The following is a 22,274-nucleotide window of genomic DNA, read 5'->3' as shown; positions in this document are numbered from 1 at the left end:
AACGTGGGAACGATCACCTCTCGCGGCGTTTTTGTGTCTGTTGCCTTACCCCAGGTTCTTGCCGAGCAGCGCGTGGTACAGCTCGCTGTCGCCGAGAATCCCGACCACTTTGTTGTTGTCGTGCAACACCAGTTTGTTGCCGGTCTGATAACGAATCTGCAACGCATCGCGCATGCCGATGTTCGAGTCCACCAGCGTTGGCCGGCGACCCAGCCCTTCAACCGCTTGCCCTGGCGCCCAGTTCTGCAGGTCCAGGCTCGCGCCGTTCTGGCGTGCGCCCTTGATGGTGTTGCCTTCGGCCAGGTCCAGCCACGAATCGCCGCCCGGATCCAGGCACACGGAACCGTTGATGCGTTTGCAGTTGTCCAGCGTGCGCATCAGGCTGCGACCGCACAAAACGTTCAGCGGGTTGGTGTGGGCCACGAAGGTGCGCACGTAATCGTCCGCCGGGTTCAGCACGATTTCTTCCGGCACGCTGTACTGCACAATGCGGCCGTCTTTCATGATCGCAATACGGCTGCCGAGCTTCAGCGCTTCATCAAGGTCATGGCTTACGAACACGATGGTCTTGTTGAGCTTGCTTTGCAGTTCCAGCAGTTCGTCTTGCAGGCCTTGGCGGATCAGCGGGTCGAGGGCCGAGAACGGTTCATCCATCAGCAGGATGTCGGCGTCCATCGCCAGGGCGCGAGCCAGGCCGACGCGTTGCTGCATACCGCCGGAGAGTTCATCGGGCTTCTTGTTGCGCCATTGGGTCAGGCCCACCAGCTCAAGCTTGTCGTCCACCAATTTACGGCGTTCTTTCTCAGGGCGGCCCTGCATTTCCAGACCGAAACTGATGTTCTCGCGAACGGTCAGCCAAGGCATCAGGGCGAACTTCTGGAACACCATCGCGATGCGCTTGGTGCGCATCATTTTCAGTTCTGCCGGGGTGCAGGAGGCGATATCGATCTGCTTGCCTTCGTGCTCGACGAACAATTTGCCACGGCTGACCGTGTTGAGGCCGTTGATGCAGCGCAGCAGGCTGGACTTGCCGGAGCCGGACAGGCCCATCAGAACGCAGATTTCACCTTTTTCGACGTCCAGGCTGGCTTTTTCAACGCCGACGATCTGCCCGGTTTTTTTCAGGATCTGGTCGCGGGTCATGCCTTGGTCGAGGAGTTTGAGCGCCTCACGCGGGTCTTTGGAGAAGATCACGTCGACGTCTTCGAAGCGAATAATGCTCATGCGTCACCCCCTACTTTAGCGTCGGGTTGTTTGCAGATACGGTCGAGCATGATCGCCAGCAGTACGATTGCCAACCCGGCTTCGAAGCCCAGGGCAATATCGGCGGTGTTCAGTGCGTTGACCACAGGTTTGCCCAAACCGTCGGCGCCCACCAGTGCGGCGATCACCACCATCGACAAGGACAGCATGATGCACTGGGTGATACCGGCCGCGATGCTGGGCATGGCGTAGGGCAGTTCGATGCGTGCAAGCAGCTGACGTCGCGAGCAGCCGAAGGCTTTGCCGGCGTCCATCAATTCTGCGGGAACATCACGGATACCCAGGTAGGTCAGGCGGATCGGCGCGGCAATCGCGAACACCACCGTCGAGATCAGGCCCGGGACCACACCCAGCCCGAAGAGGGTCAGGGTAGGAATGAGGTACACGAAGGTCGGCACGGTCTGCATCAGATCGAGCACCGGACGCATCAGTGTGTAGAACATCGGTTTGTGCGCGGCGACGATGCCCAACGGCACGCCGATGACCACGCAGACCAGGGTGGCGAACAGCACCTGGGCGAGGGTTTCCATGGTTTCCTGCCAATACCCCAGGTTGAGGATCAGCAGAAAGGAGGCGATGACGAAAACGGTCAGTCCCCACTTTCGTTGAATGAAGTGTGCCAGTAGCGCGATGAGGCCGATCAATGCCAGCGGGTTGAACCAGGTCAGCGCGAACGTCACGCCGTGGATCATCGTTTCCAGTGTCACGGCGATTGCGTCGAAGGTGTTGGCGCCGTGTTGCGTCAACCATTCAACGAAGCCCGCGATGTACTGGCCTAGGGGGATTTTCTGATCAATCAGCATGGTAGTGAACGTCCGCATGCAAGGAGATAAACAGCCCGGACGGCCGAAACCGTCCGGCGTAAGCGATTACTGCGCGAGCTTGGCTTTCACGGCCTCCAGGCCTGGTTTACCGTCAATGGTGGTCACGCCAGCGAGCCAGGTATCGAGCACCTGTGGATTCTTTTTCAGCCAGGCCTTGGCTGCTGCGTCAGGCTTCATCTTGTCGTCCAGGATGTTGCCCATCAGCGCGCTTTCCATGTCTACGGTGAATTCCAGGTTTTTCAGCAGAGTGCCGACGTTGCTGCATTCCTGGACGTAGCCCTTGCGGGTGTTGGTGGCCACTGTGGCGGCACCGAAGTCCGCGCCGAAGAAGTCATCGCCACCGGTCAGGTATTGAATTTTGAAGCGCTTGTTCATCGGGTGCGGTGCCCAGCCGAGGAAGACCACGGCGGTATCGCGTTTCTGGGCGCGGTCGACCTGCGACAGCATCCCCGCTTCGCTGGACTCGACGACTTTGAAGCCGGCGGTTTTGAGACCGAAGGCATCCTTGTCGATCATGGTCTGGATCAGGCGGTTGCCGTCGTTGCCCGGCTCGATGCCGTAGATCTTGCCGTCGAGTTCTTTCTTGAATTTGGCGATGTCGGCGAAGTCATGCAGACCTTTGTCGTACAGCGCTTGCGGGACGGCGAGGGTGTACTTGGCGCCGGTGAGGTTGGTGCGCACGACGTCAACGGTGCCCGCATCGCGGTAGGCCTTGATGTCGTTTTCCATGGTCGGCATCCAGTTACCGAGGAACACGTCCATGTTCTTGCCATCAGCCAGGGACTTGTAGGTCACGGGCACGGAAATCATGGTGGTCTTGGTTTTGTAGCCCAGGGCGTCGAGGACAACGCTGGTGGTCGCGGTAGTCGCGGTGATGTCGGTCCAGCCGACATCAGAGAAGTTTACGGTGCTGCACTGAGCGGGTTCTGCGGCTTGAGCCAGTAACGGCAGACTCAGCATGGCGGCCAACAACAACGACGGGGAACCTTTCATGGGTGGACTCCTTGGTGTTTTTTTTGGCAGTGTTCCGACTGGACCACCGCACTTATAGGTTGCGGTTGGATGGCGTTTTGGAGACAGCTCTACCACGGCGCCTTGCAATCGAGTCGATACGATCATGTACCAGTGAAAATCTGACGCCTACAGGGTGCGTCGTAACCAGTACAGGGATGGTCGCATCCAGTGTTGGTGAGGTCGTTTACAGCTATTTTCAGCCCTTTCTGCTCCGTTGAACCGTAAAAAAAGCGTGAAAACGTAGTGCTGATGACTCGCGGCGTTGGTGGGCATGAGTGCGTCGGTGTGAGACGTCGAACAACACCGCAAAAGCCCGATGATGCGGCCATCTCGGCGGATTGCAGCTTGAGCGTAGCAGCTCCGTCACTGGGCGCTTTTGCGCCTGGAGTTGGCACATCCAGGAGTTCGGCAGTAATGGCTATCAGCGTTTTCGACCTGTTCAAAATTGGCATTGGCCCTTCCAGTTCACACACCGTCGGCCCGATGCGGGCAGCGGCGCTGTTCGTGCAAGGTTTGCGTGAGCAGGGTCTTTTGGAACAAGTAAGACGTGTCGAAGTTCAGCTTTACGGCTCGCTATCGGCCACCGGCATCGGTCACGGCAGCGATAACGCCGTGATCATGGGTCTGATGGGCGAGTGGCCGGACGCGATCGATCCGTCGAAAATCGGCCTGCATATCGAAAGTCTGCGCGAAACCCACACCTTGTTGCTCGACGGTCGTTTGTCGGTGCCCTTCATCTGGGCCCGGGACATGCGCCTGATCGATGAAAACCTGCCTTTTCACCCGAATGCCATGACATTAATTGTAGAAGGCGATCACGGGGAGCTGCACCGCGACACCTACTATTCGATTGGCGGCGGTTTTGTCGTCGATGAGGCGCAGGCAGCCAGTGGCGTGGTGGATCTGGATCGCACCGTGTTGCCTTATGACTTCTCCAGTGCGGTGGAACTGCTTGAGCTGTGCCAGAAGCACAACCTGCGGGTGGCCGAGCTGATGCTGGCCAACGAGAAGGTCTGGCGCAGCGAAGAAGAAATCCGCGCCGGCCTGATGAAACTCTGGCGCGCCATGCAGGATTGCGTCGACCAGGGGCTCAAGCACGAAGGCATTCTGCCGGGTGGCTTGAACGTGCGTCGGCGTGCGGCCAAGTTGCATCGCAGCCTGCAAGAGCTGGGCAAGCCCAATGTGATCGGCTCGACGTTGAGCGCGATGGAATGGGTCAACCTGTTCGCCCTGGCGGTCAACGAAGAGAACGCGGCGGGTGGGCGCATGGTCACGGCGCCGACCAACGGCGCGGCGGGGATCATCCCGGCGGTGTTGCACTACTTTATGAAGTTCAGCGAAGTGGTGACTGAGGCCAACGTGGTCGACTATTTCCTCAGCGCCGCTGCGGTGGGGATTCTGTGCAAGAAGAACGCGTCGATCTCCGGTGCCGAAGTCGGGTGCCAGGGCGAAGTCGGTTCGGCCTGCGCCATGGCAGCAGCAGGGTTGGCGGAGATTCTCGGCGCTACGCCGGAGCAGTTGTGCAACGCGGCGGAGATCGGCCTGGAACACAACCTCGGCCTGACCTGCGACCCGGTGGGCGGGTTGGTGCAGGTGCCGTGTATCGAGCGTAATGCGATTGCGGCGGTGAAAGCGATCAACGCGGCGCAGATGGCGTTGCGCGGGGATGGTCAGCACTTTATCTCGCTGGATCGGGTGATCCGCACCATGCGTGATACCGGCGCGGACATGCATGACAAATATAAAGAGACATCGCGCGGTGGGTTGGCGGTGAGTGCGGTGGAGTGTTGATTCAGTAAGACCGAGTTGCCTGCATCGCGAGCAAGCTTTGCTCCTACGGATTGTCGGTGATCCTCTGTAGGAGCAAAGCTTGCTCGCGATAGCGCCAGACCGGTCAAAACTGCGCGCTAAGTGAACACCGAAACAAAAACGCGCCACCTTTTAGCGCGTCGTTATCAGACAAGCCCCTTTCCCGCGATTCGGGATCCAAGTTGGCCATTACCGCCTGTCACCTGTGCTTGTGGTGACACTCTTCTCCAGCACCTCGCAGCCCCTGTTCCCACAAGTGCTACCGATTTGCTCACACCCTGCGGCGTAGCGCATTTGCTCGCTTTGATGGCACTTATAACCCCCACTCTGCGCACGGCTTATATAGACACGCCGCGACGTCGTTTTCAGGAGTTATTGAATGACCATTCAACTTTAGGCATGGCAATTGCTCTGTCATTACAAAGCCCGTCTCCCACGCGAGAACGATGGCAATAACAAGAGCCTCCGCCTGAGGCCATCACCCGCTTTGTGTGAGGAGATACCGCGATGACGACGTTCAACTCCGGGGCTCAACCCCAGAACCGTGCGCCTCAATCCATCGGCTTTCTGCTGCTGGACAATTTCACGCTGATTTCTCTGGCCTCCGCAGTAGAACCCCTGCGCATGGCCAACCAATTGTCCGGCCGCGAGCTGTATCGCTGGACCACCCTCACCGTCGACGGCGGCCAGGTATGGGCCAGTGACGGTCTGCAAATCACCCCCGATTGCTCCATGCACAAAGCGCCGTCCATGGACACCATCATTGTCTGCGGCGGTATCGGCATCCAGCGCACCGTTACTCGCGAACACGTGTCATGGCTGCAAAGCCAGGCCCGTCAGTCCAAGCGCCTGGGCGCGGTTTGCACCGGCAGTTGGGCCCTGGCCTGCGCTGGTTTGCTGGATGGCTTCGATTGCAGCGTGCACTGGGAATGCCTGGCCTCGATGCAGGAAGCTTTCCCGCGTGTGGCCATGAGCACTCGCTTGTTTACCCTCGACCGTAACCGCTTCACCAGTTCCGGCGGCACCGCTCCGCTGGACATGATGCTGCACCTGATCAGCCGCGATCACGGCCGTGAACTGTCGGCGGCGATCTCGGAAATGTTCGTCTACGAACGCATCCGCAACGAGCAGGATCACCAGCGCGTGCCGCTCAAGCACATGCTCGGTACCAACCAGCCAAAGTTGCAGGAAATCGTCGCGCTGATGGAAGCCAACCTGGAAGAGCCGATCGACCTCGACGAACTGGCGGTGTACGTCGCCGTTTCCCGTCGTCAGCTGGAGCGGCTGTTCCAGAAATACCTGCACTGCTCGCCGTCGCGCTACTACCTGAAGCTGCGCCTGATCCGCGCCCGGCAGTTGCTCAAGCAAACGCCGATGTCGATCATCGAAGTGGCATCGGTGTGTGGTTTCGTCTCCACGCCGCACTTCTCCAAGTGCTACCGCGAATACTTCGGCATTCCGCCGCGCGACGAGCGCGTAGGGTCGAACACCACGCAACAAGTGGCGATGATGCCGCTGCCGCAAGCATTGGTGCTGTCGCCGTTGTCCGGGCCGTTGTCGGCGTTGAGTCAGGCGCGTAATGAATCGACGTTTGCCAGCGTAAGGCTCTGACACAGATCGTTCCCACGCTCTGCGTGGGAATGCAGCCCGGGACGCTGCGCGTCCCAAAAGGCCGAACGCAGAGCGTCCGTTGAGGCATTCCCACGCGGAGCGTGGGAACGATCACTGTCAGGCGCTACGCCTTCTGCTGATACTCCGCCAGAGCGGGCAGTAGCTGCTTATCAATCGCTTGGCGCACGGCCGGCAGGATGGTCGCGCTGCTGGTGTACATCTGCTTGACCATGGTTCTCAGGATCATCGCCCGCTCATTGTTCAAACCTCGCACAGCGCACTCGCAAGCCTGCTCGGCTGTAGAGCCGTTCGGCACTTGGAAACCCAGCGACAGCAGCAGGCCCAACAGGTCTTCCTGGTCAATCAAATCGGCGTGCATCATGACGCAATCCTTCTTCAGGGAACGGTGTCGTGGCTCGATTCTGGTAGGGGGCGGGAGTGGCGGCAAGGACGATTTGTCGCAATGGCCGCGATACCTATGAACAGGTCGTTTTCGGCTAACTTGCCAGGAAGGGGAGTAGGCACACTGGATTCAGCTGGCTTCACGAAGGTTTGGTCACCCTCGCGCAACGGCTCCTCAACAGTACCTTGTGCCCCGATCCTGTCACGGCTTGATCGGGGCTTTTTTTTGCCTGTTGAAACGCAAAAAATCGCAGCCTTCGGCAGCTCCTACAGGGGTTGCGTGCACCCGCGACATCACGGATGTAGCCGTTTCCTGTAGCAGCTGCTGAAGGCTGCGATCTTTACCGGTCTAACGCTGCAACACCAAAATCCGCGACAACAACTCATCCCGATCCACATAACACCCTTGGAAATGCCGGGCGCCGGTGGCGGGATCGAAGGCGTTGCGCGCATGCAGGGTGCGGCGATTGTCGAAACACCACAACTCCCCCGGATTGAGCCGCGTCATCACCCGGAACCGCGCCTCGCGGGTCATGGCAATAAACCGCCGATACGCCCGATATAGCTTGGGCATGTCGTCGATCGACGCATCGAACGGCCCGCGCAGAAAGTTCGCCATGCGGATTTCCGACACTTGCCCAAACGCGTCCAGTGCGATGATCGGCGCCAGGCAGCGGTAGTCGCTGTGGCGGTCCTTGTTGCGGAACTCCACGGGGATTTCACACAAGGCCTGGAACGACTCCGGACTTTCCACCCGCAACGCCTCGGCAATGGCAAAACCGTCGACAAAAATACTCTCGCCACCCTCGGCGTCATTGATCAGGCAATGCAGGAATTGCAGCCCCGGTTGCAACTCTCGGGTTGGCAGGTCGCTGTGCAGCGGCAGGTTGAAGGCAGTGTAGGCGTTGCTGTCGGCGTCAGCCTTGGATTGCACGTTGAACAGCACGCCGAAATTGCTCTCGCGGATGAAGGAAATCCGCTGGGCGATCAGCTTCAACGAGCCGGGTTCGGTGGGCACGCCACGGACCTGGGTCAGGCCGATATCCCGCACTGCCAGCAGCCATTGCAGCAAGGAATCGTTGTCGTTTATCAGTGCCTGATAGTCGAATACCGGCAACTGCAAATCGCTGTTCCACAGGCTGGATTTCGGTTTGCCGGCCCGCCGTTCGGCGCGGGATGCGTCGTCATAGGCATGGGCGCGCAACCAGCCCGGATCGAAGCGGCTGAGGTGGCCGTCCTGCCAGTCAACGCGCAGGCAACCATCGGCTTCGAGATGCGCGGCACTGGGTGTCAGATCTTCCGCGACATCGACGATTTCCAGTACTTGCTCGCGGGTCACGCTATACACGCACAACGGGCACGGGCAGTTGTCCCGCAGCCATTGGTGATGAAAGGGGCTGACGCGGCCATCGGCCCACGTCACTTGAACGCGGTCCGCCAGGGTGTGCACGGCGGTTAATGCACTGATCAATGGGTAGGTGCGGAAGTCGGCAAAAGCGGCGGCGGTGTTCATGGCGATCTCCTTGTTATTTTTTTGGGGGCAGTGCGATCACTCGGCCGACGTAGTCAGAGGCAGGCAGGTCGGTTTGTTCGACGACGATGGCTTGTAGCTTGCTCAAGGTGTCTTCGCTGAACGGTGCGGAGCGCGGTCCGGCGAGGTCGACGTGCAGCAGCATTTGTTCGTTGCCAGCCAGTTCCTTGTCACCGCCTGCCAGGTGCAAGCTGTGGTAGAGGTGCAGGCGTTTGCTGTCGTGGGCGATGATTTGGGTATGGACTTCGACGTCGGCGTCGAGCTTCACTTCGTGCAGGTAGTTGAGGTGCAGTTCGAGGGTGAACAACGAATTGCCGCTGGCTTCGCGGTTGTTGCTGTCCATGCCCAAGCGATCCATCAGCGCGTCGGTGGCGTAGCTGAAGATCAGCAGGTAGAAGGCATCGCGCAGGTGGCCGTTGTAGTCGACCCAGTCGGGGATGATTTTGGTTTGGTAGGTGGTGAGGGTGGGCATGGTTGGGGTTCCGGCAGGTGGATGATCGTTCCCACGCTCCGCGTGGGAATGCAGCCCGGGACGCTCTGCGTCCCAAGAGCGGACGCAGAGCGTCCATTGAGGCATTCCCACGCAGAGCGTGGGAACGATCAGTGAGAAGGGTTATTCGCTGAACGCCATCCCATGCTTCTCTTTGGTGGTTTTCACCGCCTCAAGCACCGCCAGCAAGCAATCATCACGATAGCGCTCCAGCGCCGAGATGCTGTGGGTGCCCAATTGCTCAGCCGTGCCATCTACCACATCGTCAATCAACTTGTCGGTCAGCTCCGGCGCCGGCAGATAAGTCCACGGCAACTGCAACGCCGGCCCGAACTGCGCCATGAAGTGCCGCATCCCGGCATCGCCGCCCGCCAGGGTGTAGGTCAGGAACGTGCCCATGAACGACCAGCGCAGGCCCGCGCCAAAGCGAATTGCATCGTCGATTTCACCGGTGGTCGCCACGCCGTCGTTGACCAAGTGCAGCGCCTCACGCCACAGCGCTTCGAGTAAACGGTCGGCGATGAAGCCCGGCACTTCCTTGCGTACATGCAGCGGACGCATGCCCAAGGATTCGTAGACTTTGATCGCCGCTTGAATGGCCTCCGGCGCAGTGTTTTTGCCGCCGACCACTTCCACCAATGGCAACAGGTAAACCGGGTTGAATGGATGGCCGACCACGCAGCGTTCCGGGTGGGTCGAACCTTCGTAGAACTCGCTCGGCAACAGCCCCGAGGTGCTGGAGCCGATCAGTGCATTGGGCTTGGCCGCCGCGCTGATTTTGCCGTGCAGTTCCAGTTTCAGTTCCAGGCGTTCCGGGGCACTTTCCTGGATGAAATCCGCGTCGCGCACGCATTCTTCAATGGTTGCGACAAAGCGCAGGCGATCTTGCGATGCGCCGGGTGCCAGGCCTTGTTTCTCCAGCGCGCCCCAGGCATTGGCGACGCGTTTGCGCAGGGCGGCTTCGGCACCGGGCGCCGGGTCCCAGGCCACGACGTCGAGGCCATGGGCGAGCGCGCGGGAGACCCAGCCGCTGCCGATGACACCGCTGCCCAGCGCGGCGAAGGTTTTGATTTCGGTGATAAAGCTCATGGCGACTTCCTAAAGATTCGGTGAACCCTGTAGGAGCTGCCGACGGCTGCGATCTTTTGACTTTGATTATTAAAAACAAGATCAAAAGATCGCAGCCTGCGGCAGCTCCTACACAGGTTTTGTGTGCGGTTAACCGCGCTTGGTCAGGCCCATTTTTGCCCGACCTTCAGCCGGCGTCATGACGCGGGCACCGAGGCGGCTGAGGATTTCGCTGGCGCGTTCGACCAGTTGGCCGTTGGTCGCCAGTACGCCTTTGTCCAGCCACAGATTGTCTTCCAGTCCGACCCGCACGTTGCCGCCCAGCAGCACCGCTTGTGCGGCCATCGGCATTTGCATGCGACCAATGCCAAACCCGGCCCAGACTGCGTCGGCCGGCAGGTTGTCGACCATGGCTTTCATGGTGGTGGTGTCAGCCGGCGCGCCCCACGGGATGCCCAGGCACAGCTGGAACAGCGGGTTGTCGAGCAAGCCTTCCTTGATCATCTGCTTGGCGAACCACAGGTGACCGGTGTCGAAGATTTCCAGCTCGGCCTTAACGCCCAGCTCTTGAATGCGTTTGGCGCCAGCCCGCAGCTGCGCCGGAGTCGAAACGTAAATCGTGTCGCCATCGCCGAAGTTCAGGGTGCCGCAATCGAGGGTGCAGATTTCCGGCAGCAATGCTTCAACGTGCGCCAAGCGGGTCAGCGGGCCGACCAGGTCGGTGTTCGGGCCGAACTCCATCGGGTTCTCGCCCGCGCCGATTTCCAGGTCGCCGCCCATGCCGGCGGTGAGGTTGACGATGATGTCCACGTCCGCCTCGCGGATGCGCTCCATCACTTCGCGGTACAGCGCGACGTCACGGCTGAATTTGCCGGTTTCGGGGTCGCGGACGTGGCAATGGACCACCGTGGCGCCGGCCTTGGCAGCTTCCACGGCGGCCGCAGCGATTTGTTTCGGGGTGACCGGCACATGTGGGCTTCTGGCGGTCGTGTCGCCAGCACCGGTGAGTGCGCAGGTGATGATGACGTCGTGGTTCATTAGGCGGGTTCCTTACAGGCGTGATTTAGCCGGACGCAGCCCATTCAGGGCTGCGACTCGGTGGTTTATTTCAGGGTTATTTGCTGGTCAATGACAGGTTTTCAGCCGCCGGTTTACCATCGAAAGTCGTCACACCTTCGAGCCAGCGTTGCTTGTCTTGCGGGTGATCTTTGAGCCATTGCTTGGCCGATTCGAAGGCGTCCTTGTGATCCAGCAGCGGCTGCATCATCCGGCTCTCGTCTTCGGCGGTGTAGGTCAGGTTGCTCAGCAAGCGGCTGACGTTCGGGCATTGCTGCGCGTAGTTTGGTGCGGTGACGGTCCAGACCGTGGCCATGCCTTCGTTCGGGCCCAGGGCGTCTTCGCTCCCGGTGAGGTAGGTCATCTTCACGTTGACGTTCATTGGATGCGGCGCCCAGCCGAAGAACACGATGGCTTCGTTGCGCTTGGTGGCGCGAGTCACCGCCGAGAGCATCCCGGCTTCACTGGACTCGACCAACTGGAATTTGCCGAGGCCAAACTGGTTCTTGGCAATCATTTCCTTGATCTGGGTGTTGGCGCCTGAGCCTGGCTCGATGCCGTAGATCTTGCCGCCCAGTTCTTTTTCGAACTTGGCGATGTCGGCGAAGGTTTTCAGGCCCTTGTCGGCGAGGTAAGTCGGTACGGCGAGGGTGGCGCGTGCATCCTTGAGGCTGGGTGATTCAAGCACTTTGACCTGCTTGCCATCGACGAACGGGGTGATGGTCTGGGTCATCAACGGGTTCCAGTAGCCCAGGAACATGTCCAGGCGCTGGTCGCGGATCCCGGCGAAGATGATTTGCTGGGACGCGCTGGTTTGTTTGGTGTTGTAGCCGAGGCCATCGAGCAGGACCTGGGTCATGGCGCTGGTGGCGATCACGTCGGTCCAGTTCACCACGCCCATGCGCACGTTCTGGCACGCGGCGGGGTCGGCGGCCATGACATTGGCGCTCAACAAAGCGGTACCGCTGAGTGCAAGAACACAGCTGCTGATCAGTCGTTTCATGGTGGGTTCCTCGGCAGGTCGTTATTGTGGGTCCCGACATCTTCGTGCGCCGGTGATGACCAAGTTACGCACCAATGCCCCCGCTAAAGCGCACTGCGGCGACCAGCTCTTGCACTGCAGCGACCTGCCCCCTTGAATGCCATCGACAAGTGGCGTATCAACGTCCACACGCTACCCGCCCTCACGTTACCCGCCAGTCGAGTGCGCTCCATGTCCCAGGATTTCTATTTCATGTTGATGCCGGGTTTCTCGGCCATCGGATTTATCTCGGCCATTGAGCCGCTGCGGGTCGCCAATCGCTTTCGTGGCGAGCTGTATCGCTGGCATGTATTGAGTGCCGATGGCGGCGCGGTATTGGCCAGCAACGGCATGTCGGTCAACGCCGATGCGGCGCTGGAACCGCTAAAGAAAGGTGCGACGCTATTGGTCGTGGCCGGTTTCGAACCGCTGAAATTCGCCACCCCCGCGCTGGAGCACTGGCTGCGCCGACTGGACAACGAAGGCGTGACCCTCGGCGCCATCGACACCGGCAGCTTTGTCCTCGCCGAAGCCGGCCTGCTCGACGGCCATCGCCTGACCCTGCACTGGGAAGCCATCGACGCGTTCAAGGAATCTTATCCACAGCTTAGCGTCACCCAGGAACTGTTCGAGATCGACCGCCGCCGCATTACCTCGGCGGGCGGCACTGCCTCCATCGACCTGATGCTCGACCTGATCGGCCAGGCCCACGGCCCGGAACTGGCGATCCAGGTCAGCGAACAATTCGTACTCGGGCGCATCCGCCCGCGCAAAGACCACCAACGCATGGAAGTCGCCACGCGTTATGGCATCAGCAACAAGAAACTGGTTCACGTGATTGGGGAGATGGAGCAGCACAGCGAACCGCCGCTGACCACGCTGGAATTGGCGGAATCGATCAAGGTGACCCGGCGGCAGCTGGAGCGGTTGTTTCGCCTGCACCTGAACGACACGCCGAGCAATTTCTACCTGCGCTTAAGGCTGGAAAAGGCGCGGCAGTTGTTGCGCCAGACCGATATGAGCGTGCTGGAAGTGAGCATTGCGTGCGGGTTTGAATCGCCGTCGTATTTCACTCGCAGTTATCGGGCACGGTTTGAGCGGTGTCCCAGAGAGGATCGACGCACCGCCAAGGCATGATCGTTCCCACGCTCTGCGTGGGAATGCCGCCAGGGACGCTCCGCGTTCCGCTTCGGGATGTGACACAGAGCATCACGGGATGCATTCCCACGCAGAGCGTGGGAACGATCAGTGTAGGGCGCTATTTTTTCATCAGCGCGGAGCAGGCCGCTTTAAACGCTTCGTGCTGATACTTGTTCAGCGTCCCCGGCAGTTCGAAATTGTGCTTTTTGGCCTGAGCATTGATCGTCTGCGGCGACAACAGCGTCACCTCGCAACTCTCCAGCAGCTGAAAAATCCCCTCGATCTTGAACGTCGTCGGCCCACCGGCAAACTCACCCTTCTTGCTGCGCTTCTTGATCGCAATCCGGTCAATGGAATTCTCCCGCACAAACGACGCCACCTGCGCGGCAAAGACCTTGACGTTCGCGGCCTCGTCGTCATCGTCCAGGGCGATTTTCTTGGTGGCCAGGGCGACGTGGCTCAGCGCCTGACCGTCGAGGGAGGCCACGGCGATGATTGCTTCGCTGCCTTTGATTTCGATGCCGCAGATTTTCATTTGAATCCCTTAACTGGCGAATGGCGTACAGCTTACAGCTCAAGCTGATCGGCGTTAATGCCAAATGCTGCGGCGATTTTCTCGCGAGTAGCCTTGCGAGGCTTAGCCACGGTTTCCTGCTGAGCAAAGGCCGGTTGGGAAATGCCCATGCGTTTGGCGACTTCATCCTGAGTCAGGTTCAGGTGTTCGCGCCAAGCGCGAATGGGTGTTGCACCATCGACGATAAGACTGACCACTTCATGAGGGATCAAGTCGGGCTCAATCTTCTGAGCTACATACTGCGCGTAAGGAATGACCACGAATGCCGGATTGCCCTCAGCGTCGTTGATAATTTGAATTTCAGTAGGTGTGTTCATCACGTTTTTTTACCTCTTGAATACTGACCACTTTGATCGCTCCATCCCAGTCGAACATGACTCGGTAATGACCGACTCGAAGTCGATAGGAGTAGTCATGTCCAACCAGAACTTTGACGTTGCCTACCTCAGGCATACCGGCTAGCGCTGCAATTGCATCACGAACCTGGATCTGATGAGCGGAATGCAATTTCAAGAGCTGCTTAGCGGCTTTTCGGGTCCAGTGAATGCTGTTCATAGGAGAATATAAGTCTTTTATAAGATTTGCGAATCTTTGCTTATATTTTCCAGATGGCCAACAAAAGGAATTTGTCAGCATGTTGCTCGAAAAAACAGCTTGAGCCCTTATTGGCGTGGGAGTTGTAGGCTTGGTCGGAGATGTCTGTGGGAAAGGTCTTTGTTGAAGATTAAAGCTGGTGCCGCGACCAGCTTTCTACGGAGAGTTGAGGATTACTCCTGCGAAATCGACTCCAAAAACTCCGACCGTTCATCACTCATTCTTGCCACGCAATCATTCTGCGCAATGGTGAACGCCTTGCTACCGCTCGTCGCCGGGAATGCTTCCACCGCGCAATCGGCGTCGCGGGTCTTCAGCCACTGCTGCTGAGCAACCTTGAGTTTGGCGGTGATGTCGGCCAATTGCGCTGCGTTCTTGCTATAGGCCGCTTGCAAGCGTTCGTTCAGCCCTTGGTAGTTCTCTTTGAGCAGATCTTCGGCAGTGGTTCTGCTGTAGGCCGAGCATTCCAGGGTCTGGACGTCGTTTTCGACCGAATCGCAGGGGTTGTTGTCGGACTCTTCAGCCGCCTGTACGCCGCTCGCTATCAGTGCCAAAGCCAGGAAGATCGATTTCATTGCGTCGCCCTAAATCCAGTAAGCATCCAGTGATGCGCCGAATTCTGGCCCATGCGCAGGCCCTTGAACAGCTACGCGATCATGCCCGACGACGACCCTTTGTCGCAGATTGACGCTTTCGGCAAACCCCCTGTCGTTTTTGCACCCGGCTGCCCCGGTGCTCAGGCATATGCTGGCCCCAAAGCGCCGGCATACGATTCGGCGCATGAATCGCTAATAGGGGACTGCCTGATGAGCCCAGCCGAATTGCACGCCGACAGCATCGTTATCGACGGGCTGATTATCGCCAAGTGGAACCGCGAGCTGTTTGAAGACATGCGCAAGGGCGGTCTGACCGCAGCCAACTGCACGGTGTCGGTGTGGGAAGGCTTCCAGGCCACGATCAATAACATCGCCGCGAGCCAGAAGCTGATCCGCGAGAACAGCGACCTGGTGATCCCGGTGAAAACCACCGCCGATATCCGCAAGGCCAAGGAGCAGGGCAAGACAGGGATCATTTTCGGTTTCCAGAATGCCCATGCCTTTGAAGACCAACTCGGCTACGTCGAGATCTTCAAGCAGCTCGGCGTTGGCGTGGTGCAGATGTGCTACAACACCCAGAACCTCGTCGGCACCGGTTGCTACGAGCGTGATGGCGGCCTGTCGGGCTTCGGGCGCGAAATCGTCGCCGAGATGAACCGCGTCGGCATCATGTGCGACCTGTCTCACGTCGGCTCGAAGACTTCCGAAGAAGTCATCCTCGAATCGAAAAAACCAGTGTGCTACTCCCACTGCCTGCCGTCGGGTCTCAAAGAGCACCCGCGCAACAAGTCCGATGAAGAGCTGAAATTCATTGCCGACCACGGCGGTTTCGTCGGCGTGACCATGTTCGCGCCGTTCCTGGCCAAGGGCATCGATTCGACCATCGACGACTACGCCGAAGCCATCGAATACACCATGAACATCGTCGGCGAAGACGCCATCGGCATCGGCACCGACTTCACCCAGGGTCACGGCCAGGATTTCTTCGAAATGCTGACCCACGACAAGGGCTACGCCCGCCGTCTGACCAGCTTCGGCAAGATCATCAACCCGCTGGGCATCCGCACCGTCGGCGAATTCCCGAACCTGACCGAGACGCTGCTCAAGCGCGGCCACTCCGAGCGCGTGGTCCGCAAGATCATGGGCGAGAACTGGGTCAACGTCCTCAAGGACGTCTGGGGCGAATAAATAACGATCCCTTGTAGCCACTGCCGAGGTACGAGGCTGCGTTGCGGTCCGCAGGACCGCCCTCGGGGGCCGCTTCGCAGCCCAACGCAGCCTCGCAGGCTCGGCAGCTGCTACGGATGCTACGGCACACCAACATAACGAATTTTCTGGAGTTAAGTTTCCATGGCCAAGATCGCCCCGCAATTGCCAATCGAAGTCGACAGCGAAACCGGTGTCTGGACCTCTGACGCCCTGCCGATGCTGTACGTGCCGCGTCACTTCTTCGTCAACAACCACATGGGCATCGAGGAAGTACTGGGCGCCGACGCTTACGCCGAAATCCTCTACAAGGCCGGCTACAAATCCGCCTGGCACTGGTGTGAAAAAGAAGCTGAATGCCACGGCCTGGAAGGCGTCGCGGTGTTCGAGCACTACATGAAGCGCTTGTCGCAACGAGGCTGGGGCCTGTTCAAGATCCAGGACATCGACCTCGATAAAGGCACCGCCAGCGTCAAGCTCGAACACTCCGCGTTCGTCTACGTGTACGGCAAGGTCGGGCGCAAGGTCGACTACATGTTCACCGGTTGGTTTGCCGGCGCGATGGATCAGATTCTGCAGGCTCGCGGCAGCAGCATCCGCACCGTTGCCGAGCAAGTCTACGGTGGCTCCGAAGAAGGCCACGACGACGGTTTGTTCACCGTCAAGCCGTTGTAAGTCGAGGAACCCGCCATGGCTTTCGAAGCAATGTTCCAGCCGATCCAGATCGGCAAACTGACCATCCGCAACCGCGTGCTCAGCACCGCGCACGCCGAGGTCTATGCCACCGACGGCGGCATGACCACCGACCGGTACGTCAAGTATTACGAAGAGAAAGCCAAGGGCGGGATCGGCCTGGCGATTTGCGGCGGCTCCTCCAGTGTGGCCATCGACAGCCCGCAAGGCTGGTGGAAATCGGTCAACCTGGCCGACGACCGGATCATTCCGCACTTCCAGAACCTGGCCGATGCCATGCACAAGCATGGCGCCAAGATCATGATCCAGATTACCCACATGGGCCGTCGTTCCCGTTGGGATGGCGAGCATTGGCCAACCCTGCTATCGCCGTCGGGCATCCGTGAACCGGTGCACCGTGCGACCTGCAAAACCATCGAGCCGGAAGAAATCTGGCGGGTGATCGGCAACTACGCCACCGCGGCGGGCCGCGCCAAGGCCGGTGGCCTGGACGGCGTTGAACTGTCGGCGGTGCACCAGCACATGATCGACCAGTTCTGGAGCCCACGGGTCAACAAGCGTACCGACGAATGGGGCGGCAGCTTCGAAAACCGCATGCGTTTCGGCCTGGAAGTGCTGAAGGCTGTGCGGGCTGAAGTCGGACCGGATTTCTGCGTCGGCATCCGTCTGTGCGGTGATGAATTCCACCCGGACGGTTTGTCCCACGAAGACATGAAGCAGATCGCCAAGTACTACGATGACACCGGCATGATCGACTTCATCGGCGTGGTCGGCTCGGGTTGCGATACCCACAACACCCTGGCCAACGTTATCCCGAACATGAGTTATCCACCGGAGCCATTCCTGCACTTGGCGGCCGGTATCAAGGAAGTGGTCAAGGCCCCGGTGCTGCACGCGCAGAACATCAAGGACCCGAACCAGGCGACCCGCATCCTGGAAGGCGGCTACGTGGACATGGTCGGTATGACCCGCGCCCACATCGCCGACCCGCACCTGATCGCCAAGATCAAAATGGGCCAGGTCGACCAGATCAAACAATGCGTCGGCGCCAACTACTGCATCGACCGTCAGTACCAGGGCCTGGACGTGCTGTGCATCCAGAACGCCGCGACCTCCCGTGAATACATGGGCGTGCCGCACATCATCGAGAAATCGACCGGTGTGAAACGCAAAGTCGTGGTGGTTGGTGCCGGTCCTGCCGGGATGGAAGCGGCTCGCGTCTCCGCCGAACGTGGCCACGACGTGACCCTGTTCGAGAAGAAAGAATTTATCGGTGGGCAGATCACCACCGCGTCGAAAGCCCCGCAACGAGACCAGATCGCCGGTATCACTCGCTGGTTCCAACTGGAACTGGCGCGTTTGAAAGTCGACCTGCGCCTGGGCGTGGCGGCCGATGCGGCGACCATTCTCGACCTGCGTCCGGACGTGGTGGTGCTCGCCGTCGGCGGCCATCCATTCCTGGAGCAGAACGAACACTGGGGCGCGGCTGAAGGCCTGGTGGTCAGCAGCTGGGACATCCTTGACGGCAAAGTGGCGCCGGGCAAAAACGTGCTGGTCTACGACACCATTTGCGAGTTCACCGGGATGTCGACTGCCGACTTCCTCGCCGACAAGGGCAGCCAGGTCGAGATCGTCACCGACGACATCAAGCCAGGCGTGGCGATTGGCGGCACATCGTTCCCGACGTACTACCGCAGCATGTACCCGAAAGAAGTGATCATGACCGGCGACATGATGCTGGAGAAGGTCTACCGCGAAGGCGACAAGTTGGTGGCGGTGCTGGAAAACGAATACACCGGCGCCAAAGAGGAGCGGGTGGTGGACCAGGTCGTCGTCGAAAACGGCGTGCGTCCGGACGAAGAAATCTATTACGCGCTGAAGGAAGCGTCGCGCAACAAGGGCCAGATGGACATCGAAGCCTTGTTCGCGATCAAGCCGCAGCCATCGCTGAGCCAGGCGGGCGACGGCTACTTGCTGTTCCGCATCGGCGACTGCGTGGCCCAGCGCAACACCCACGCGGCGATCTACGACGCGTTGCGGTTGTGCAAGGATTTCTAAGTCGCTGAGCTGATCGTTCCCACGCTCCGCGTGGGAATGCAGCCCGTGACGCTCCGCGTCACATTCGCAAGCGGACGCAGAGCGTCCGGTGAGGCATTCCCACGCAGAGCGTGGGAACGATCAATGAGTCCCGTGGGAGCTCCACATGTTGAACACCCTTCTTCCAATCCTGTTGTTCGCTGCCCTGGGCCTGGCTGTCCTGGGCGCGTTGCGGCGGATGAATATGTGGCGCCGGGGCCGGGCCTCGAAGGTCGACCTGATCGGCGGCCTGCTGGCCATGCCCAAGCGTTACATGGTCGATTTGCACCATGTCGTCGCGCGGGACAAATACATCGCCAATACCCACGTGGCCACGGCGGGCGGTGCGGTGGCGTCTATCGTGCTGGCGATTCTGGTTCACGGTTTTGGCCTGCACAGTCGCATTCTCGGTTTCGCCCTGTTGATCGCCTCGGCGGTGATGTTCGTCGGTGCGATTTTCATGTTCCTGCGTCGTCGTAACCCACCGGCTCGCCTGTCCAAAGGGCCATGGATGCGTTTGCCCAAAAGCCTGTTGGCGTTCTCCGCGAGTTTCTTCCTGTTGACCCTGCCGGTCGCCGGCATCCTCCCGGAAAACTTAGGCGGTTGGGTGGTGGCGGCGATCCTCGGGGTCGGCGTGTTGTGGGGCGTCAGCGAGTTGTTCTACGGCATGACCTGGGGCGGGCCGATGAAGCACGCCTTCGCCGGTGCCCTGCACCTGGCCTGGCACCGTCGCGCCGAACGTTTTGGTGGTGGCCGTTCCACCGGTTTGAAACCACTGGACCTGAACGACCCGACCGCGCCATTGGGCGTGGAAAAACCCAAGGATTTCACCTGGAACCAACTGCTCGGCTTCGACGCCTGCGTGCAGTGCGGTAAATGCGAAGCCGCGTGCCCGGCCTTCGCTGCCGGCCAGCCGCTGAACCCGAAAAAACTCATTCAAGACATGGTGGTCGGCCTCGCTGGTGGCACCGACGCCAAGTTCGCCGGCAGCCCGTATCCAGGCAAGGCGATTGGCGAACACGCCGGTAATCCGCATCAACCGATCGTCAACGGTCTGGTGGACGCCGAAACCTTGTGGTCCTGCACCACCTGCCGCGCCTGCGTCGAGGAATGCCCGATGATGATCGAGCACGTCGATGCCATCGTCGACATGCGCCGCCATCTGACTCTGGAACTAGGAGCGACCCCGAACAAGGGCGCCGAAGTCCTCGAAAACTTGATCGCCACCGACAATCCAGGCGGCTTTGCGCCGGGCGGGCGGATGAACTGGGCGGCGGATTTGAACCTCAATCTGGTGAGCGAGAAGAAGTCCGTCGACGTGCTGTTCTGGGTCGGCGACGGTGCGTTCGACATGCGCAACCAGCGCACCTTGCGCGCGTTCGTCAAAGTGCTGAAAGCGGCCAAGGTTGATTTCGCGGTGCTCGGTCTCGAAGAGCGCGACAGCGGTGACGTGGCCCGACGTCTGGGCGACGAAGCAACCTTCCAGTTGTTGGCCAAACGCAACATCCAGACCTTGGCCAAATACAGCTTCAACCGCATCGTTACCTGCGACCCGCACAGCTTCCACGTGCTGAAAAACGAGTACGGCGCCTTCGACGGCCACTACCTCGTGCAGCACCACAGCACCTACATGGCCGAGATCATCGGCGCAGGTGCGCTGAACCTCGGCCAGCACAAAGGCAGCAGCGTGACCTATCACGACCCGTGCTACCTCGGTCGCTACAACGGCGAATACGAGGCGCCGCGTGAAGTGCTGCGCGCCCTCGGGATTGAAGTGAAGGAAATGCAACGCTCCGGTTTCCGCTCGCGCTGCTGCGGCGGCGGTGGCGGCGCGCCGATCACCGACATTCCGGGCAAGCAACGGATCCCCGACATGCGCATGGACGACATCCGCGAGACCGGTGCCGAACTGGTGGCCGTGGGCTGCCCGCAATGCACCGCGATGCTCGAAGGCGTGGTCGAACCCCGTCCGCTGATCAAGGACATCGCCGAACTGGTGGCGGACGCGTTGCTCGAAGACGCCGCACCAAGCAAGCCGACTACCCCGGCCAAACGTGAACCTGCGGAGGCCCACTGATGAGCGACATTATCCGCCGCGACCCCCGCGCCGAATGGATTGCCCGTAACCGTTTGCACCCGCTGCACGCGGCGATGCAACCGGCGCAACACAGCTGGATGGGACCGAACGGCATCATCCGCAAGAACCTGCATGGCATCGGTTTTATCGGCCCCAACGGCATCAAGCGCATCGACCGCAGTGGCGTGCAGCAGGGCGGGGCGAGCAAACGTTCGGCCGCCGTTGAAGTGCAATTGCCGCTGCATCAAGTGCCGGCACCGGCGTTCTACATCAGCGTGGTGCCGGACATGGTCGGTGGCCGCTTGAGCAGCCACGACCGCGATTTGCTCGGTCTCGCTCATCAGTTGGCCGGCAAGGATGGCGCGGTGCTGGCGGTGGTCTTCGGCGAACACAAAGAAAACGCTTTCGCCACCGCTGGCGTCGACCGCTTGCTGGTATTGGATGGCGAAGAATTCAACGGTTATGCACCGGAACAACGAGTCCAGGGCCTGCGGGCTGTGGATAACCAGTTCAACCCGCGTCACTGGTTGCTGCCGGACAGCCGCAGCGGTGGTGGCGAACTCGGTCGACGCTTTGCTGCGGCGCTGGGCGAGCGCCCGGCCACGCGGGTCTGGCAGGTCAAGGATCAGGAGTGCATCGGCCGCGCCGGTGCTGGCCTGCAAGACCTTGCGCGCCCGGTTGCACGCTTGATTCTGGCCGCCGTCGAATGCGCCGAACCCGTCAGTGAAACCCGACACGAAGCCTTGCCGGTGGAGTTATCCACAGCCGTCGTGCGCAGTTTGTCGCGCATCGAAGATTTGGGTGCGGTAGCGGTGGATCCGGCGGCGATTCCCATGGCCGAAGCCGAGTTCATCTTCTCCGGCGGCAACGGGGTCAAGGATTGGGGGCTTTTCCACAGGACGGCCGAGGCGTTGGGCGCGACCGAAGGTGCGTCGCGGGTGGCGGTGGACGATGGCTTCATGGCTCGTGATCGTCAGGTCGGCGCCTCGGGCACCTGGGTCACCGCAAGGGTCTACGTGGCCGTGGGGATTTCCGGGGCGATCCAGCACCTGCAAGGCATCGGCGCCTGCGACAAAGTGGTGGCGATCAACCTCGACCCTGGCTGCGACATGATCAAACGGGCCGACCTGTCGGTGATCGGCGAGAGCGCCGAGATTCTTCAAGCCTTGATCGATGCGATAGCGGTTTATCGCAACGACGCCAAGCGCGATGCGGCTTAAGGGAAGGAA

21 protein-coding genes are annotated in these 22,274 nt (G+C 60.2%); 8 read left to right on the top strand and 13 right to left on the bottom strand.

Annotated features, from left to right (window positions below):
- Positions 1–45: 45 nt before the first annotated feature.
- The 3 genes from choV to ACA071_RS29240 form a co-directional block, all read right to left on the bottom strand.
- Positions 46–1,224 (bottom strand): choline ABC transporter ATP-binding protein, encoded by a 1,179-nt coding sequence (gene choV / locus ACA071_RS29250; protein ID WP_497642203.1) that lies wholly within the window; start codon positions 1,222–1,224, stop codon positions 46–48.
- Complete coding sequence (gene choW / locus ACA071_RS29245; RefSeq protein ID WP_133835662.1) at positions 1,221–2,066, bottom strand: choline ABC transporter permease subunit; 846 nt, start codon at positions 2,064–2,066, stop codon at positions 1,221–1,223. The genes choV and choW overlap by 4 nt, the downstream gene beginning before the upstream one ends.
- Positions 2,067–2,132: 66 nt before the next feature.
- Entirely contained in the window at positions 2,133–3,080 is a 948-nt protein-coding gene (locus tag ACA071_RS29240) for a choline ABC transporter substrate-binding protein (protein ID WP_497642202.1), read from the bottom strand.
- 435 nt (positions 3,081–3,515) lie between these two features.
- Here ACA071_RS29240 and ACA071_RS29235 point away from each other — a divergent pair, with 435 nt between their 5' ends.
- Positions 3,516–4,892 (top strand): L-serine ammonia-lyase, encoded by a 1,377-nt coding sequence (locus ACA071_RS29235; protein ID WP_497642201.1) that lies wholly within the window; start codon positions 3,516–3,518, stop codon positions 4,890–4,892.
- A gap of 525 nt (positions 4,893–5,417) precedes the next feature.
- Positions 5,418–6,521: a choline metabolism transcriptional regulator GbdR gene (gene gbdR / locus ACA071_RS29230; protein WP_427630388.1), complete on the top strand. Its 1,104-nt coding sequence runs from the start codon at positions 5,418–5,420 to the stop codon at positions 6,519–6,521.
- A 124-nt stretch (positions 6,522–6,645) separates the two neighbouring features.
- Here the strand turns inward: gbdR and ACA071_RS29225 are convergent, their stop codons facing one another.
- The 6 genes from ACA071_RS29225 to choX all read right to left on the bottom strand — a co-directional run bounded on the left by ACA071_RS29225 (position 6,646) and on the right by choX (position 12,071).
- The gene (locus tag ACA071_RS29225) at positions 6,646–6,903 is read right to left on the bottom strand and encodes a hypothetical protein (protein WP_123513210.1); all 258 of its coding nucleotides are present in this window, start codon (positions 6,901–6,903) and stop codon (positions 6,646–6,648) included.
- Positions 6,904–7,272: 369 nt separating this feature from the next.
- Positions 7,273–8,436 (bottom strand): gamma-butyrobetaine dioxygenase, encoded by a 1,164-nt coding sequence (locus tag ACA071_RS29220; RefSeq protein ID WP_497642200.1) that lies wholly within the window; start codon positions 8,434–8,436, stop codon positions 7,273–7,275.
- Between the two features lie 13 nt (positions 8,437–8,449).
- Positions 8,450–8,926 carry a thioesterase family protein gene (locus ACA071_RS29215; protein ID WP_497642199.1) on the bottom strand — a complete coding sequence of 159 codons (477 nt, stop codon included), beginning with the start codon at positions 8,924–8,926 and terminating at the stop codon, positions 8,450–8,452.
- Between the two features lie 141 nt (positions 8,927–9,067).
- Entirely contained in the window at positions 9,068–10,033 is a 966-nt protein-coding gene (locus ACA071_RS29210; protein ID WP_497642198.1) for an L-carnitine dehydrogenase, read from the bottom strand.
- 129 nt (positions 10,034–10,162) lie between these two features.
- Positions 10,163–11,050, bottom strand: coding sequence for a 3-dehydrocarnitine:acetyl-CoA trimethylamine transferase CdhC (gene cdhC, locus ACA071_RS29205; protein ID WP_497642197.1), 888 nt, complete (start codon positions 11,048–11,050; stop codon positions 10,163–10,165).
- A 76-nt stretch (positions 11,051–11,126) separates the two neighbouring features.
- On the bottom strand, positions 11,127–12,071 hold the full coding sequence (gene choX / locus ACA071_RS29200) for a choline ABC transporter substrate-binding protein (RefSeq protein ID WP_497642196.1): 945 nt from the start codon (positions 12,069–12,071) through the stop codon (positions 11,127–11,129).
- 210 nt (positions 12,072–12,281) lie between these two features.
- On the opposite strand from choX, the gene ACA071_RS29195 reads away from it, so the two are divergent.
- Positions 12,282–13,226 carry a GlxA family transcriptional regulator gene (locus tag ACA071_RS29195; protein WP_497645399.1) on the top strand — a complete coding sequence of 315 codons (945 nt, stop codon included), beginning with the start codon at positions 12,282–12,284 and terminating at the stop codon, positions 13,224–13,226.
- Between the two features lie 121 nt (positions 13,227–13,347).
- Here ACA071_RS29195 and ACA071_RS29190 read toward each other — a convergent pair whose 3' ends face one another.
- The 4 genes from ACA071_RS29190 to ACA071_RS29175 form a co-directional block, all read right to left on the bottom strand.
- Positions 13,348–13,764, bottom strand: coding sequence for a DUF3010 family protein (locus tag ACA071_RS29190; RefSeq protein ID WP_497642195.1), 417 nt, complete (start codon positions 13,762–13,764; stop codon positions 13,348–13,350).
- A 32-nt stretch (positions 13,765–13,796) separates the two neighbouring features.
- A complete protein-coding gene (locus tag ACA071_RS29185) occupies positions 13,797–14,120 on the bottom strand; it encodes a helix-turn-helix domain-containing protein (protein ID WP_497642194.1) in 324 nt (107 codons plus the stop codon).
- Complete coding sequence (locus ACA071_RS29180; RefSeq protein WP_497642193.1) at positions 14,104–14,358, bottom strand: type II toxin-antitoxin system RelE family toxin; 255 nt, start codon at positions 14,356–14,358, stop codon at positions 14,104–14,106. Before ACA071_RS29180 ends, ACA071_RS29185 begins: the two co-directional genes overlap by 17 nt.
- A gap of 212 nt (positions 14,359–14,570) precedes the next feature.
- Positions 14,571–14,972 (bottom strand): lysozyme inhibitor LprI family protein, encoded by a 402-nt coding sequence (locus ACA071_RS29175; RefSeq protein WP_497642192.1) that lies wholly within the window; start codon positions 14,970–14,972, stop codon positions 14,571–14,573.
- 231 nt (positions 14,973–15,203) lie between these two features.
- On the opposite strand from ACA071_RS29175, the gene ACA071_RS29170 reads away from it, so the two are divergent.
- The 5 genes from ACA071_RS29170 (at position 15,204) to etfA (ending at position 22,265) form a co-directional block, all read left to right on the top strand.
- Complete coding sequence (locus tag ACA071_RS29170) at positions 15,204–16,181, top strand: dipeptidase (RefSeq protein WP_201198385.1); 978 nt, start codon at positions 15,204–15,206, stop codon at positions 16,179–16,181.
- A gap of 162 nt (positions 16,182–16,343) precedes the next feature.
- Positions 16,344–16,874: a DUF5943 domain-containing protein gene (locus tag ACA071_RS29165; RefSeq protein ID WP_007907543.1), complete on the top strand. Its 531-nt coding sequence runs from the start codon at positions 16,344–16,346 to the stop codon at positions 16,872–16,874.
- 15 nt (positions 16,875–16,889) lie between these two features.
- Positions 16,890–18,950 (top strand): dimethylglycine demethylation protein DgcA, encoded by a 2,061-nt coding sequence (dgcA, locus tag ACA071_RS29160; protein WP_133835677.1) that lies wholly within the window; start codon positions 16,890–16,892, stop codon positions 18,948–18,950.
- Between the two features lie 145 nt (positions 18,951–19,095).
- On the top strand, positions 19,096–21,045 hold the full coding sequence (gene dgcB / locus ACA071_RS29155) for a dimethylglycine demethylation protein DgcB (protein WP_497642191.1): 1,950 nt from the start codon (positions 19,096–19,098) through the stop codon (positions 21,043–21,045).
- On the top strand, positions 21,045–22,265 hold the full coding sequence (gene etfA / locus ACA071_RS29150) for an electron transfer flavoprotein subunit alpha (RefSeq protein ID WP_497642190.1): 1,221 nt from the start codon (positions 21,045–21,047) through the stop codon (positions 22,263–22,265). The genes dgcB and etfA overlap by 1 nt, the downstream gene beginning before the upstream one ends.
- The last annotated feature ends 9 nt before the right edge of the window (positions 22,266–22,274 follow it).

The organism is Pseudomonas sp. LBUM1646, from assembly GCF_059716165.1.
Note: the sequence above shows the minus strand (reverse complement) of the source record. Positions and strands in the feature narration are given on the sequence as shown.

Excerpts from the sequence above, each read along its gene's own strand:
- gbdR (WP_427630388.1), top strand. The coding sequence starts at position 5,418 with ATGACGACGTTCAACTCCGGGGCTCAACCCCAGAACCGTGCGCCTCAA.
- ACA071_RS29185 (WP_497642194.1), bottom strand. The coding sequence starts at position 14,120 with ATGAACACACCTACTGAAATTCAAATTATCAACGACGCTGAGGGCAAT.
- ACA071_RS29215 (WP_497642199.1), bottom strand. The coding sequence starts at position 8,926 with ATGCCCACCCTCACCACCTACCAAACCAAAATCATCCCCGACTGGGTC.
- dgcA (WP_133835677.1), top strand. The coding sequence starts at position 16,890 with ATGGCTTTCGAAGCAATGTTCCAGCCGATCCAGATCGGCAAACTGACC.
- ACA071_RS29235 (WP_497642201.1), top strand. The coding sequence starts at position 3,516 with ATGGCTATCAGCGTTTTCGACCTGTTCAAAATTGGCATTGGCCCTTCC.
- ACA071_RS29175 (WP_497642192.1), bottom strand. The coding sequence starts at position 14,972 with ATGAAATCGATCTTCCTGGCTTTGGCACTGATAGCGAGCGGCGTACAG.
- ACA071_RS29165 (WP_007907543.1), top strand. The coding sequence starts at position 16,344 with ATGGCCAAGATCGCCCCGCAATTGCCAATCGAAGTCGACAGCGAAACC.
- choV (WP_497642203.1), bottom strand. The coding sequence starts at position 1,224 with ATGAGCATTATTCGCTTCGAAGACGTCGACGTGATCTTCTCCAAAGAC.
- ACA071_RS29170 (WP_201198385.1), top strand. The coding sequence starts at position 15,204 with ATGAGCCCAGCCGAATTGCACGCCGACAGCATCGTTATCGACGGGCTG.
- choX (WP_497642196.1), bottom strand. The coding sequence starts at position 12,071 with ATGAAACGACTGATCAGCAGCTGTGTTCTTGCACTCAGCGGTACCGCT.
- etfA (WP_497642190.1), top strand. The coding sequence starts at position 21,045 with ATGAGCGACATTATCCGCCGCGACCCCCGCGCCGAATGGATTGCCCGT.
- ACA071_RS29195 (WP_497645399.1), top strand. The coding sequence starts at position 12,282 with ATGTCCCAGGATTTCTATTTCATGTTGATGCCGGGTTTCTCGGCCATC.
- choW (WP_133835662.1), bottom strand. The coding sequence starts at position 2,066 with ATGCTGATTGATCAGAAAATCCCCCTAGGCCAGTACATCGCGGGCTTC.
- ACA071_RS29220 (WP_497642200.1), bottom strand. The coding sequence starts at position 8,436 with ATGAACACCGCCGCCGCTTTTGCCGACTTCCGCACCTACCCATTGATC.
- ACA071_RS29180 (WP_497642193.1), bottom strand. The coding sequence starts at position 14,358 with ATGAACAGCATTCACTGGACCCGAAAAGCCGCTAAGCAGCTCTTGAAA.
- ACA071_RS29225 (WP_123513210.1), bottom strand. The coding sequence starts at position 6,903 with ATGATGCACGCCGATTTGATTGACCAGGAAGACCTGTTGGGCCTGCTG.
- dgcB (WP_497642191.1), top strand. The coding sequence starts at position 19,096 with ATGTTGAACACCCTTCTTCCAATCCTGTTGTTCGCTGCCCTGGGCCTG.
- ACA071_RS29190 (WP_497642195.1), bottom strand. The coding sequence starts at position 13,764 with ATGAAAATCTGCGGCATCGAAATCAAAGGCAGCGAAGCAATCATCGCC.
- ACA071_RS29210 (WP_497642198.1), bottom strand. The coding sequence starts at position 10,033 with ATGAGCTTTATCACCGAAATCAAAACCTTCGCCGCGCTGGGCAGCGGT.
- cdhC (WP_497642197.1), bottom strand. The coding sequence starts at position 11,050 with ATGAACCACGACGTCATCATCACCTGCGCACTCACCGGTGCTGGCGAC.
- ACA071_RS29240 (WP_497642202.1), bottom strand. The coding sequence starts at position 3,080 with ATGAAAGGTTCCCCGTCGTTGTTGTTGGCCGCCATGCTGAGTCTGCCG.